This window comes from Pseudomonas sp. GW821-FHT04C07 (assembly GCF_059420325.1).
This window is the reverse complement of the sequence record NZ_JBWKTM010000012.1, coordinates 72,800-85,970: the sequence shown is the minus strand read 5'-3', so window position 1 is coordinate 85,970 and position 13,171 is coordinate 72,800. Positions and strand designations below refer to the sequence as shown.

Annotated in this window: 14 protein-coding genes and 1 tRNA gene; 8 read left to right on the top strand and 7 right to left on the bottom strand. The window is 58.1% G+C overall.

All coding sequences use genetic code 11. The features are described from left to right. The first annotated feature begins 53 nt into the window (after positions 1–53). Positions 54–503: a carboxypeptidase regulatory-like domain-containing protein gene (locus AC07UI_RS21300; protein WP_494994365.1), complete on the top strand. Its 450-nt coding sequence runs from the start codon at positions 54–56 to the stop codon at positions 501–503. A 145-nt stretch (positions 504–648) separates the two neighbouring features. Here AC07UI_RS21300 and AC07UI_RS21295 read toward each other — a convergent pair whose 3' ends face one another. From AC07UI_RS21295 to AC07UI_RS21265, 7 genes are all read right to left on the bottom strand, one after another. Next, positions 649–1,440, bottom strand: coding sequence for a TSUP family transporter (locus tag AC07UI_RS21295; protein ID WP_494994364.1), 792 nt, complete (start codon positions 1,438–1,440; stop codon positions 649–651). 73 nt (positions 1,441–1,513) lie between these two features. Beyond that, positions 1,514–2,593: a hypothetical protein gene (locus AC07UI_RS21290; RefSeq protein ID WP_494994363.1), complete on the bottom strand. Its 1,080-nt coding sequence runs from the start codon at positions 2,591–2,593 to the stop codon at positions 1,514–1,516. 262 nt (positions 2,594–2,855) lie between these two features. Then, a tRNA-Phe gene (locus AC07UI_RS21285) sits at positions 2,856–2,931 on the bottom strand. 102 nt (positions 2,932–3,033) lie between these two features. After that, positions 3,034–3,306, bottom strand: coding sequence for an oxidative damage protection protein (locus tag AC07UI_RS21280; protein ID WP_494994362.1), 273 nt, complete (start codon positions 3,304–3,306; stop codon positions 3,034–3,036). Continuing rightward, the gene (gene mutY, locus AC07UI_RS21275; RefSeq protein WP_494994361.1) at positions 3,303–4,370 is read right to left on the bottom strand and encodes an A/G-specific adenine glycosylase; all 1,068 of its coding nucleotides are present in this window, start codon (positions 4,368–4,370) and stop codon (positions 3,303–3,305) included. Before mutY ends, AC07UI_RS21280 begins: the two co-directional genes overlap by 4 nt. After that, complete coding sequence (locus AC07UI_RS21270; protein WP_494994360.1) at positions 4,367–6,589, bottom strand: AsmA family protein; 2,223 nt, start codon at positions 6,587–6,589, stop codon at positions 4,367–4,369. The genes mutY and AC07UI_RS21270 overlap by 4 nt, the downstream gene beginning before the upstream one ends. Before the next feature lie 85 nt (positions 6,590–6,674). Beyond that, complete coding sequence (locus tag AC07UI_RS21265) at positions 6,675–7,073, bottom strand: acetyl-CoA sensor PanZ family protein (RefSeq protein ID WP_494994359.1); 399 nt, start codon at positions 7,071–7,073, stop codon at positions 6,675–6,677. 223 nt (positions 7,074–7,296) lie between these two features. On the opposite strand from AC07UI_RS21265, the gene AC07UI_RS21260 reads away from it, so the two are divergent. The 7 genes from AC07UI_RS21260 (at position 7,297) to AC07UI_RS21230 (ending at position 13,072) form a co-directional block, all read left to right on the top strand. Then, complete coding sequence (locus AC07UI_RS21260; RefSeq protein ID WP_494994358.1) at positions 7,297–8,958, top strand: OFA family MFS transporter; 1,662 nt, start codon at positions 7,297–7,299, stop codon at positions 8,956–8,958. A gap of 247 nt (positions 8,959–9,205) precedes the next feature. Next, complete coding sequence (hisB, locus tag AC07UI_RS21255) at positions 9,206–9,799, top strand: imidazoleglycerol-phosphate dehydratase HisB (RefSeq protein WP_494994357.1); 594 nt, start codon at positions 9,206–9,208, stop codon at positions 9,797–9,799. Next, complete coding sequence (hisH, locus tag AC07UI_RS21250; protein WP_494994356.1) at positions 9,799–10,437, top strand: imidazole glycerol phosphate synthase subunit HisH; 639 nt, start codon at positions 9,799–9,801, stop codon at positions 10,435–10,437. The genes hisB and hisH overlap by 1 nt, the downstream gene beginning before the upstream one ends. Further along, positions 10,438–10,695 carry a DUF2164 domain-containing protein gene (locus tag AC07UI_RS21245; RefSeq protein WP_494994355.1) on the top strand — a complete coding sequence of 86 codons (258 nt, stop codon included), beginning with the start codon at positions 10,438–10,440 and terminating at the stop codon, positions 10,693–10,695. It abuts the gene before it with no gap. 42 nt (positions 10,696–10,737) lie between these two features. Then, positions 10,738–11,475 (top strand): 1-(5-phosphoribosyl)-5-[(5-phosphoribosylamino)methylideneamino]imidazole-4-carboxamide isomerase, encoded by a 738-nt coding sequence (hisA, locus tag AC07UI_RS21240; RefSeq protein WP_494994354.1) that lies wholly within the window; start codon positions 10,738–10,740, stop codon positions 11,473–11,475. Between the two features lie 9 nt (positions 11,476–11,484). Beyond that, positions 11,485–12,255: an imidazole glycerol phosphate synthase subunit HisF gene (gene hisF / locus AC07UI_RS21235; RefSeq protein WP_494994353.1), complete on the top strand. Its 771-nt coding sequence runs from the start codon at positions 11,485–11,487 to the stop codon at positions 12,253–12,255. Positions 12,256–12,316: 61 nt separating this feature from the next. Then, positions 12,317–13,072: a substrate-binding periplasmic protein gene (locus AC07UI_RS21230; RefSeq protein ID WP_494994352.1), complete on the top strand. Its 756-nt coding sequence runs from the start codon at positions 12,317–12,319 to the stop codon at positions 13,070–13,072. Positions 13,073–13,171: the final 99 nt, after the last annotated feature.

Sequence of the window (13,171 nt, the reverse complement as noted above, 5' to 3'; positions counted from 1 at the left end):
CAATCAACAATGGTGTAACGGATAGGGTTCTGTGGAACCCGGGAGTCGTCATCATGAGGTACGTCCATTCATTCATGCTACCCCTCGCCGCTGCCGGCTTACTGGTGTTTCCAGTCATGTTGCGGGCTGCCAGCGTTGAGCCGATCGACAGTTCAGCTGTGCAAGTCCAGCAGCAACAGCAAAACGGGATCACCTACCTGTCTGGCGGTATCGGCGAGGATGAGTCAAAGGCCATTCAGCAAACCAAGGGCTACAACCTGCACATGACCTTCTCCACCGGGACGGAGAATAAATATGTTCCCGACGTAGATGTGGTCATTCAGAGCGCCCCGGGGAAAACCGTGCTGACCCTGAGTCAGGCCGGTCCTCTGGTTTACGTTCAGCTACCTGCTGGCAAGTACACCGTTGTCGCGACGCGTAATGGTGAAGTACGACGTGATACCGCCGAGGTCGGCAAAGGCGCTGCACGCAATCTGGTCTTCCACTGGAACGCTGCAAACTAGGCGTTTCGGTTTGGCGTGTTGGCTTGTCCGGTTGTCGTGATCAAGATTCGATGCAGGCAGAGGCGCCAGCGCCCAAGGTGAACAGCGCCAAGGGCGCTGGCGCTGTGAGGTATGACTGTTGGTAGCTGGTCGGCGCCGGTCCAGATCATGACGATGCCAATGAGTGGAGGACCGCAACGCGTAAAGGATTGGTTTCCACGCTCAACAGCTTCATGGCTAATGCGCAGCAGACTACGATCAACATGGGTTTGATTAACCGGGGGCCGACCCGAACAGCGGCTCGTGCGCCAAGCTGCGCACCGATGAAGGCCGCCAAAGCCATGGCTATGGCAATCGGCCAGATAATCACCCCTTTGGTGATAAAAACCGACAGAGAACCCAGGTTGCATGAGGCATTGGCAAGCTTGGTGAAACTCATGGCCCGCATCATGCCCAGGCCGCAGAGAAGGACAAACCCGACAATAAAGAATGAGCCTACACCGGGGCCGAATATGCCGTCGTAAAAGCCCAGGATCGGCGCCACGGTAAACGAGAAAAGCAGAATGCCGATTCTCTTGCGCCGGTCTTCATTGGCCAGTTTGGGAGAGAAGGCAAAATAGACGGCCACCAGAATCAGCATGATGGGCACACACACTTCCAGATAGCGCTTATCAATAGAACTGACCAGCAAGGCACCGCTGGCACCGCCAATGAATCCGCAGACAACCAGGAAGCGGCCTTCGCGCCACTCGATCATGCCCTTGCGAGCAAAAGTTACGGTTGCCGAAATAGTTGCCGAAGCGGCCTGGAACTTGTTCGTTGCAATGGCGCTGATCGGATCTACACCGGCCAGAAACAATGCAGGCAAGGTGATCAAACCGCCGCCACCGGCAATAGCATCAAAAAAGCCGGCGCAAAAAGCGACGAGCGCCAACATGCCAATGACATCCCAAGACATTACATTCTCTCTTTTATAGTTATTGGCCAGTCATCACATGACTGGTCGTTCAACAGCCTGAACACTTGAAGAATCAGCCCTGCAGCAGTAACGGGTCCTCTGAAATAACGATAGGGGAAGAAAATTTTGAAAGTCCGAAAAGACGAACCAAAACCCGTCTGTTGTCTTTGATGACATCGCGACAGTGCAGAGCCCGGGTGTTATTGATGGCCATGGCCGATTCCTGGGTCAGCGTGTATTCAGCCGGAGTTGCTTCGCCCACACCTGCGCAAAGGGCGGTGTAAGCCGTTTTGACAAAGGTCGAAGTGTTGTCATTGACCGAAAAGCGATACGAATTGAAGCGGGCTGCGAACCCGACCTTGTCGTCGAACTCCAGAATCGAAACGTTGCGACCATCTTCCCCTTTGCCACTGACAAAGGAGTCACTACGAGTGAACTGGAAGTTACCCGTGGTCAGTGCGAGGCAGTTGGTGATGCCAATTTTTTCGAGTATGGGAGGCAGTGGAATGACCCGTGTGGGTTCCAGGCTCGGGTTCCACAGGGCGGAAAGTATGAGCGACGAAGGGGAGGGCGAGTGCCCGTCTTTCGCGTTCACAGCGCACCAGTAAGGCGCCTCGGTATGCGGGCCGAGCGCGAGGCCGAAATGGGAACTCAGTTCTTTGACTTGCAGTTCGGCATTGATTTTGGTGAGTCCGCCACCCTTGAAGTTGGCCACCAATCGAACCAGTTTTCCTTCGTTGTCTATGTCATAGGCAAAGGCATTGTTATCTACCAGTTCCAACAAAATCTGATTTCGGGCGGCCAGGCAAAGGACTTCGTATCGATTTTCCAGGGATGTCAGGTCTGGTAGTTCATTTGGAGGGCTGATATCGGTGATTTTTTGCAGCCCTTCAAAGATCAACAGGGAAACAAGGCCATCGGAGTAGGCACCCAGCAGTTCGCATTGGTCTTTCGAAAACGAGAACTTCAATTCGGTGGCTGCCAGAGAGGCCCTGGACTTGGCTCCTGGTGCCTGCGGCCCGCCGATGGCGGCCAGTTCTTCGGCGAACGTGTGAAGCAATGTTGACTGCCGAGCATCAAAGCTGAAGGTTCTGACTTCTTGTTCAGTAAAAAGCTCGGCGGCTTCGATGTCTTGTTTAACGGCTTCCGTCATTGTCTACATTCCTGTTGTGTATCTGCTCCCGGTGATGCGGTAGCTCGTCTTCCAATTCTGCCCAATGAAATAATCAGCGTATGTCATCCATTTCCGCTAAAGCATGCGGACGGTTCTGTCAGGCACCAAGGAAGTCTGATTACCAGGCGCTTGCTGGCGTAGCGAGAGGGGGGAAGGCACCTCGATGGTGACGGGAACAGTTCCTCACCAAATCGCGGGCATAAAAAAACCCTGAATCTTGCGATTCAGGGTTTTCGGTATTTGGTGCCCAGAGACGGAATCGAACCGCCGACACGGGGATTTTCAATCCCCTGCTCTACCGACTGAGCTATCTGGGCAACGGGGCGCATTAAACGGGTTTTTCAGGGGGTCGTCAAGCACGATTTGAAAAAATGTTTAATTATTACCGTCGCTTACAGCCTAAACCTTCTGCGACGGGTTTATTCAGCGGGTGGAACGTAGCCTTCGGCCTTGGCGTAATCCTCGCCGGAAAAGAACTTGTCCATTTCGCCCTGCAGATATTTGCGGTCTTCGGCGTTCATCATGTTCAGGCGTTTTTCATTGATCAGCAGGGTCTGGTGCTTCTGCCAGTCGGCCCAGGCTTTCTGGGAAACGTGGTTGAAAATGTCTTCACCTTTGGCGCCTGGAAACGGAGCGCGTTCGAGGGCGGGCAGTTCTTCTTTGTACTTGCGGCACATGATGGTGCGGGTCATGACAACTCTCCTGCGTTCAATACATCGGCCGCGCGTTTCAGCAGCTTTTTCACCGGGGCGGCAAGGCCCAGGCGCGGCGGGTTGGCGAGGTTATACCAGAGCCAGTCGGCCTCGGCCACGTGATGGCCGAACGTATGGACCTGAACCAGCCAGGGTTCGATAGCCAACTGGAAATGGCTGAAGGTGTGAATCAGGCTCTGCAGTTCGTGATGCTTGCCCAGTTCCAGCGAGTGTTGCAGCGCCAGATGTTCCAGGTCGCCGAGGTCATCCAGCTCCGGCAAGCTCCAGAGACCGCCCCACAGGCCCGTGGAGGGGCGCCGATAAAGCAGAATGGCACCTTCGCGGTTGGCCAGCATCGGCATCAGGGTGCGCTTCTGAGGGACGCTCTTGCGCGGCTTGGGGACCGGGTAGCGAGTCTCCAGGCCAAGCATGTGCGCTTGGCAGCCGCTTTCCAGCGGGCAAAGCAGGCAACTGGGCTTGCTGCGGGTACAGAGCGTCGCGCCAAGGTCCATCATTGCCTGGGTGTAGTTGTTGACCCGGGTGTGGGGTGTAAAGCGCTCAGCGTTGGCCCACAGCTGTTTGGCGACCTTGGGTTCGCCCGGGTAGCCCTCTTGCGCAGTAAAGCGCGCCAGCACCCGTTTGACGTTGCCGTCGAGGATCGGCGCGCGCAGGCCCATGCTCAGGCTGGCGATGGCGCCAGCAGTAGACAAACCGATACCGGGCAGCTCGATGAGCTTTTCGACGTCGCGGGGAAACTCTCCAGCGTAGTCGGCAACGATGATTTTCGCGGTCTTCTGCAGATTACGGGCGCGGGTGTAGTAACCCAGGCCGGTCCACAGGTGCAGCACTTCGTCTTCGGGGGCGGCAGCCAGGGCTTCGACCGTTGGCAAGGACGCCATGAAACGGTCGAAGTAGTTCAGCACGGTGCTGACCTGAGTCTGCTGCAACATGATTTCCGAGACCCACACCCGATACGGGGTGATGCCTTGCTGCCAAGGCAAATCGTGGCGGCCGTGGCGGTCGTACCAGTCCAGTACCGCCGTTGAAAATTGCTCGGATTTCATCGTTTGAATAGCCCCTTGAGGGCGTCTTTCAGTTCTGGACTGACTTTATCGCCGAATTTCTCTTCAAGTTTTTCGTTGAGCTTGTCGCCGGCCAGTTTGCTCGCGACCTGGCCCAGGCGATCGTTGTCCAGGCGGCAGGCTTTGGCGCCGAGCTCCAGCGGACCACGGCAGCGCAGTGGCCACTCGATGCCGGCGTAGCGTTGATTGACTTCGCAGGCAGGGTCCGGCATGTCGCTCTTGTCGCCTTCGATGATGACGCCGACGCGGTAATCCATGCCGAGTACCCGCAGATCGATGTCACCGTTACCGTTGACGGTCAGGCCGGGGATGCGCACTTTCAGGTCCGGGTTGCTGGCCACGCCGTTATGCAAGGTCAGGCTGCCCTGGAACTCCCGGAACGGTGTGTCCTTGCCCCGCGGTGCACTGCTGAGGGTTTTGTGATTGAGCGTGGCAATGCCGTGGCAGAGCTGTTGCTCGAGGTTGGCGTTGAGCAGTACGCCATTGTTGATGAGGAAGCTGGTGGTGCCGTTGAGGCTGTCGATCAGCGCCTTCTGGCTGTTACCGCTGCCAGTCAGGTTGCTGTTCAACGTGACCAGACCTTTGACCGGTGTTGTTTTTCCCTGGCTTTCGAGGAGGCGTTCGACCGGTATTTTGTTGATGCGTGTCTGCATGCTCAACAGCGGCACTGGCTGACGTACGTCAAGGTTGCCATCGGCTTCGAAGTTGCCGTTGTAGAGGTCGCCGCGCAGGTTCTCGAGTTTGAGCAGACCGCCCTGGCCGGAAGCCTTCAGCGCTGCGTTCTGGATCGGCAATTTGTCGAGAGTCAACAGGCCGAAGTTCAGGTCAGCGTCGATATCCAGTTTGCTCAGGCGTTCGACCGGCAGCAGTTTTTCAGTGCTCCAGGCGTCTTTGGTCGGTGCGGCGGGCAGTGGTGAGTTACCAGCCATGGCGGCGGCTTCGCTGCTTTTCACTTCGGCCTGGCGGGTCACCGCGGCGCTATTGGCCTCTGCGGATTTCGGCGGCAGGTAGCGATCGGCGTCGAAGGTATCGCCCTTGAGCTGTACGCGCAGGGACTGTTTGGCGAAATCGTCGACCGCGATGCGCCCGGTGAAGGTGCTGCCGTCGAGTTTCAGACTCAGGTCTTCGAGGGCGATACTGGTCGGCGTGCCAGTTAGACGGCTGACCAGTTCGACTTTGCTCAGGCTGCCTTCTGCCATGGCTGGAAGCTTCTGGTCGATGCTGTCGACAAATTTTGCCAGGTCGAACTGGGCAATCGACAGTCCGCCGCTGATTTGCGGGGTCTTGTCCAGATCATTGACCTTGAGCTCGCCCAGTGCACGCAGTTGGTTGGCCGACAGCTTCAGGCCGTTCCATTCGGCAATGTTCGCCGCCATGTCCAGCAGCAACTGGCCCTGGGCGGCGAAGGTCACGATCTTGCCTTGCAGTGGATCGCCAGAAGCTTCGCCGGACAGTTTCATGTCTTCAAACTGATAACGCTTGAGCGCGCGGTCGAAGCGCAGGTCACCGTTGAGTTCGGTCCTGACCCGCAGCACAGGTTGGTTGCTGCCCAGAAATGCGGTCAGCTTGACCGGGATGTTCGTTCCATCGTGGATCGCGCCGGTGCTCAGCTGAATACTTTCGGCACTGAATTGTTTGCCACTCTGCTCATCAACGTACTCAACGCGAGCGTTGTTCATGGTCAGGCTGTCGATATCCAGGCGAGCCGGCTGGGCAGACTTGTCGGGCGTTGCAGGCTTGGCTTGCGCGGGCTCGCTGGCTGTCGTTGCGCCAGCGTCAGCCGGTGTGGCGACCGGCACGGTCTTGCCAATATCTTCCCAATTGCCGTGGCCGTTCTTGTCGCGACTCAGGCGCAGGTTCAGACCTTCGACGCGGACATCGCTCATTTGCACTTCGCGGCGCAACAGCGGCAACACTCGCACCGACAGACCGAGCATCTGCAGATCGGCGAAAGGTTTGGTCGGGTTGGCCAGAGTCGCGACGCCGGCTTCGTGCAGTTCCAGACCCAGCCAGGGGAACAGGCTCCAGCCGATATCGCCATTGAGCGTCAGCTCAATATGGGCCTTATCGCGGGCAATCTGGCGAATCTCGTCTTTGTAGTCGTTGGGATCGAAGAAATGGGTCAGAGCGAAGCCCAGAGCCACAATGATCAGCAACAGCCCGAGAATTACCAGACCCAGGATTTTGCCAAACGCTTTCATGGGCGAGTCCTTGTAGTGTGTCGAAATTCGTAAATTAGCCGGGGAGTATAGCGCTCCGATTCTGACGACTGGTCATGGATCGCGACTAGAGCACATCCAGCGGCAGGTGCAGCTTGGCCGCCAGCGCTTGCGCTTCCAGATGCCCGGCAGGTGCCAGTAGACGCAGTTTTGCACCGGTTTGTTCAACCATTCGTTGTGCTTCGCTCACCAGGCGCTCGGCCACACCGCGACGTCGGGTGATTTTTCGTACGCACAATTGAGATAAATGCCAGACATCTTGCTGTCGTTGCAGGCGCGCGGCCCCCAGCAGCCGGTCATTGAAGCGCCCGACGATCAGGGTGCCATCGCGCAAGTTGCTTTCGATCAGTTGCAGATAGTCCTGGAACGGCGCCAACAGCCAGTCCGGGGCGTCGCGATAGATCTTCTGCAGGTCCTGTTGATCCTGATAGGTGGCTTCGTTTAGCGACTCGACAATGATGGGCATGGGATTTCCTTGAGCAGTACAGGAGCAGATGACGCAGAAAAGGTGATGTCAGTTTGGTTTTTCTGTCATGGGCAAATGGTAACCTTTCGCAGTTCGTCCGTCCTTCTGCGACTTGATGTCGCATTCTAGAAGTTTCACCCGATAAAACGGTCATGCCTGCGTGCACCAAGGCTGTGGGTGAAGGGTGGCTGACGGACCCTATTAATCATTGGGGGAAATATAAATGAGCTCCAGCTCCGAGGCGGGCATTCTCGCCGCCCAGCCAGCGTTTCTGTCTAAAGAACGCATCATTGCCAGGCCCGGTTTCAACCGCTGGCTGGTACCACCGGCCGCGTTGGCCATCCACTTGTGCATCGGTATGGCCTACGGCTTCTCGGTGTTCTGGTTGCCGCTGTCCAAAGCCTTGGGCATCAGCGCTGCGGTGGCGTGCGCGCCGGACATGAGTTTTATCGCACAGGTCTTTTCGGCCAAGTGTGACTGGCCGATCTCTATGCTGGGCTGGATTTTCACGTTGTTCTTCATCTTCCTCGGCTGTTCCGCGGCTATTTGGGGCGGTTGGCTGGAACACGCCGGCCCGCGCAAGGCTGGCGTCGTTTCGGCGTTGTGCTGGTGCGGCGGTCTGATGATTTCTGCGTTGGGTATCTATACCCACCAGATATGGCTGATGTGGATCGGCTCCGGGGTCATTGGCGGTATCGGGTTGGGATTGGGTTATATCTCGCCTGTCTCGACGCTGATCAAGTGGTTCCCGGACAAGCGCGGCATGGCGACTGGCATGGCGATCATGGGGTTCGGTGGCGGCGCGATGGTGGGGGCTCCGCTGGCGGCAGCCTTGATGAGTCATTTCGCTTCGTCAACGGGTGTCGGCGTGTGGCAGAGCTTTCTGGTGATGGCCGCGATTTACTTCGTATTCATGATCGGCGGTGCGCTGTCCTATCGCGTTCCGCCAACCGGCTGGAAACCTGAAGGCTGGACCGCGCCGGCGAAAAAAACGGCCAACGCGATGATTACCCATCGCCATGTGCACGTTAGCGTCGCGTGGAAAACCCCGCAGTTCATTCTGGTCTGGCTGGTGCTGTGCCTGAACGTATCCGCCGGTATCGGCATCCTTGGCATGGCTTCGCCGCTGCTGCAGGAAGTTTTCGCCGGTCAGCTGCTCGGCAATGGCCTGGCATTCGGCCAGCTGGACGCCGCTCAGTTGGGGCAGATCGCGGTCATCGCGGCTGGTTTTACCGGATTGCTGAGCCTGTTCAACATCGGTGGCCGTTTCTTCTGGGCGACCTTCTCGGACTATCTGGGTCGTAAAAACACTTACTTTGTGTTCTTCGCTCTGGGTTTTGCACTGTACGCGTTGATCCCGAACCTCGGTCATCTGGGCAATATTGCGCTGTTTGTGGCGGCGTTCTGCATCATCCTGTCGATGTATGGCGGCGGTTTTGCGACGGTTCCGGCTTATCTGGCGGACCTGTTCGGCACGCAAATGGTCGGCGCAATCCATGGTCGTCTGCTCACCGCCTGGGCAGCAGCCGGCGTACTCGGTCCGGTTCTGGTGAACTACCTGCGTGAGTATCAGCTGAGCATTGGCGTCGAGCGCGCGGCGGCTTACGACATCACCTTGTACATTCTCGCGGGCCTGCTGGTGCTGGGTTTACTCTGTAACCTGCTGGTGCGTCCGGTGGCCGACAAGCACTTCATGACCGACGCCGAGCTTGCCGCGGAACAGGCGCTGGGTCATGACAAGGGCGCAAACAGCACCACCGTGCTGGAGTGGAAAGCTTCGCCGGGCAGCGTACCGTTGGCAGTTGCTGCGTGGCTGGTGGTGGGCATCCCATTGGCGTGGGGTGTCTGGGTAACTCTGCAAAAGACCGCGGTGTTGTTCCACTAACACCAACCTGTAGGAGCCGAGCTTGCTCGCGATGAACGATGACGGGGTGTGTCAGACGCGTCGCCTCGCGGGCAAGCCTCGCTCCTACAAAAGCTCGCTCAGCGATGAGTGACAGCTTGTCCTGACATGTATATCACTGACAGCACTGTTTTCAGCTCGTCAGTGATATCGTCCTTCGTGTTTCTGTTTGGCGTCCGCAAGCCTATAATGACTGCCTTTTTCGCCCAATGATTTTGCGGAGCTGGTGATGGCCGAACGTAAGGCGTCCGTCGAGCGCGACACTCTGGAAACCCAGATCAAAGCCTCGATCAACCTGGATGGCACCGGAAAGGCCCGATTTGATATCGGTGTTCCTTTTCTTGAGCACATGCTTGATCAGATCGCCCGTCACGGGTTGATCGACATTGATATCGAAAGCAAGGGCGACCTGCATATCGACGACCACCACACCGTGGAAGACGTTGGTATCACTCTGGGTCAGGCCTTCAGCAAAGCCATCGGCGACAAAAAAGGCATCCGTCGTTACGGCCATGCCTACGTGCCGCTCGATGAAGCGCTGTCGCGCGTGGTGATCGACTTCTCCGGCCGTCCAGGCCTGCAGATGCACGTGCCCTATACTCGCGCTACTGTCGGCGGCTTCGATGTCGACCTGTTCCAGGAATTCTTCCAGGGCTTCGTCAACCACGCCAATGTCTCCTTGCACATCGACAATCTGCGTGGGCACAACACCCACCACCAGATCGAGACCGTGTTCAAGGCGTTCGGTCGCGCGCTGCGCATGGCCGTCGAGCTGGATGAGCGCATGGCCGGGCAAATGCCTTCGACCAAGGGCGTGCTCTGATGCAGACGGTCGCGGTTATCGATTACGGCATGGGCAACCTGCACTCGGTGGCCAAGGCCCTCGAGCACGTCGGTGCCGGCAAGGTGCTGATCACCAGCGATGCCAGCGTGATTCGCGAAGCCGACCGGGTGGTATTCCCCGGCGTGGGCGCGATTCGCGATTGCATGGCGGAAATCCGTCGCCTGGGCTTCGACTCGCTGGTGCGCGAAGTCAGCCAGGACCGTCCGTTTCTCGGCATCTGTGTCGGCATGCAAGCCTTGCTCGACCATAGCGAAGAGAACGATGGCGTTGACTGCATCGGTCTGTTTCCAGGCCAGGTGAAGTTCTTCGGCAAAGGCCTGCACGAAGATGGCGAACACCTGAAAGTCCCGCACATGGGCTGGAACGAAGTGCAGCAGACGGTGGATCACCCGCTGTGGCACAACATTCCCGACCTGGCGCGGTTCTACTTCGTGCACAGCTACTACATCGCTGCCGGCAATCCGCGGCAGGTGGTTGGTGGCGGTCACTACGGCGTCGACTTCGCCGCAGCGCTGGCTGATGGCTCGCGTTTCGCCGTGCAGTTCCACCCGGAGAAGAGCCATACTCATGGCCTGCAACTGCTGCAGAACTTCGCTGCATGGGATGGTCGCTGGTAAATGGCCGTCAAGAAGAAGCCGCCGATCCTGACCCTCACTCCCGAACAGGAGAACGAGGCGAATCACAAGATCAAGCGCTTCATGGAAGATCGCTTCGAACTGAATCTGGGTTCGTTCGAAGCGGCTGAAATCCTTGAGCTGTTTACCCGCGAAATTGCGCCACACTATTACAACAGGGCGATTTTCGATGTGCAGGCGCACCTCAAAGAGAGGTTCGAAAGCATCGAAAGCGACTTGTGGGCGCTCGAGAAAAGCTGATTTCCGAGCGAAGCTGAAAAATCGAATTTTAAGGTTTGCCAGATGCTGATTATTCCCGCTATCGATCTCAAAGACGGTGCTTGTGTACGTCTGCGCCAGGGCCGCATGGAAGACTCCACGGTGTTCTCCGATGATCCGGTGAGCATGGCTGCCAAGTGGGTGGAGGGTGGTTGCCGCCGTCTGCATCTGGTCGATCTGAACGGCGCTTTCGAAGGCCAGCCGGTCAACGGCGAAGTGGTCACCGCGATTGCCAAGCGTTACCCGAACCTGCCGATCCAGATCGGCGGCGGTATCCGCTCGCTGGAAACCATCGAGCACTACGTCAAGGCGGGCGTGAGCTACGTGATCATCGGCACAAAAGCCGTGAAAGATCCGGCGTTCGTTGCCCAGGCTTGCCGCGCCTTCCCGGGCAAGGTGATCGTCGGTCTGGACGCCAAAGACGGCTTCGTCGCCACCGACGGCTGGGCTGAAATCAGCACCGTGCAGGTCATCGACCTGGCCAGGCAGTTCGAGGCCGACGGCGTGTCCGCCATCGTTTATACCGATATCGCCAAAGACGGCATGATGCAGGGTTGCAACGTGTCGTACACCGCAGCGCTGGCCGCGGCCACGCGGATCCCGGTGATCGCCTCCGGCGGTATCCACAATCTGGGCGACATCAAGTCGCTGCTCGATGCCAAGGCGCCGGGGATCATCGGCGCCATCACCGGCCGGGCGATCTACGAAGGCACTCTCGATGTTGCCGAGGCGCAAGCCTTCTGCGACAGCTATCAAGGCTGAGGACTCACCATGGCGCTGGCCAAACGCATTATCCCTTGCCTGGACGTCGACAACGGTCGTGTGGTCAAGGGCGTCAAGTTCGAGAACATCCGTGATGCCGGCGACCCGGTGGAAATCGCCCGTCGCTATGATGAGCAGGGTGCCGACGAGATTACCTTTCTCGACATCACCGCCAGCGTCGATGGTCGCGATACCACGTTGCATACCGTCGAGCGTATGGCCAGCCAGGTGTTTATCCCGCTGACCGTCGGTGGCGGTGTGCGTACCGTGCAGGACATCCGCAACCTGCTGAATGCCGGCGCGGACAAAGTCTCGATCAACACTGCAGCGGTATTCAATCCTGAGTTTGTGGGCGAGGCCGCGCAGCATTTCGGCTCGCAATGCATCGTCGTCGCTATCGACGCGAAGAAGGTGTCAAAGCCTGGCGAAACCCCGCGCTGGGAAATCTTCACCCACGGTGGGCGCAAGCCGACAGGCCTGGATGCGGTGGAGTGGGCGAAGAAAATGGAAGGCCTCGGTGCCGGTGAAATCCTGCTGACCAGCATGGATCAGGACGGCATGAAAAACGGCTTCGATCTGGGCGTCACCCGGGCCATCAGCGATGCCTTGGGGATCCCGGTGATTGCGTCCGGCGGTGTCGGTAACCTGCAGCATCTGGCGGATGGCATTCTTGAAGGCCACGCCAGCGCGGTACTGGCGGCGAGTATCTTCCACTTTGGTGAATACACCGTACCGGAAGCCAAGGCCTACATGGCGCATCGCGGCATCGTGGTTCGATAAGCTGGACAGCATGGCGGGCTCACGGCACTCTTGGGCACGCCATGGATTCCGGTAGCTCGTCATGTTTAAACGTCTTTTCCTCGTACTCGCCAGCGCTTGGGTGTTGCTCACCGGCGCCGCTCACGCAGCAGACAATACCGACACCTCTCTGGTGTTGCTGACGGAAAACTTCCCACCGTACAACATGGCGAAGAACGGTAAAAACTTCGCTCAGGACGAGAACATTAACGGTATCGCGGTGGATATCGTCCGCGAAATGTTCAAGCGCGCCGGAATCAACTACAGCCTGACCCTGCGCTTCCCCTGGGAGCGAATCTACAAGCTCGCTCTGGAAAAGCCGGGATACGGTGTGTTCGTCATGGCGCGTCTGCCGGATCGCGAAAAACTCTTCAAATGGGTTGGCCCCATCGGCCCGGACGACTGGATCATGCTGGCCAGGGCCGACAGCAAGATCACCCTGGAGTCGCTCAGCCAGGCGCGCAAATACAAGATTGGCGCCTATAAGGGTGACGCGATTGCCGAGACCCTGACCAAGCAAGGTATAGCTCCCGTGTTGGTCCTGCGCGATCAGGACAACGCGAAGAAGCTGGTTCACGGCCAGATCGACCTCTGGGCCACCGGCGACCCGGCCGGTCGCTACCTCGCGCGACAAGACGGGGTGACCGGGCTCAAGACGGTATTGCGCTTTAACAGCGCCGAACTTTATCTGGCGCTGAACAAGAGCGTTTCGGATGAGGTGGTGGAAAAGCTTCAGGCTGCGCTGGATCAGTTACGTAAGGAAGGCGTGGTCGACGACATCATGGCGCGGTATCTCTAACCTTCACGCTGATCGTTCCCACGCTCTGCGCGGGCATGCATCCCGTGACGCTGCGCGTCACAGTGGGCGCGGAGCGCCCATGGCTGCGTTACCACGCGG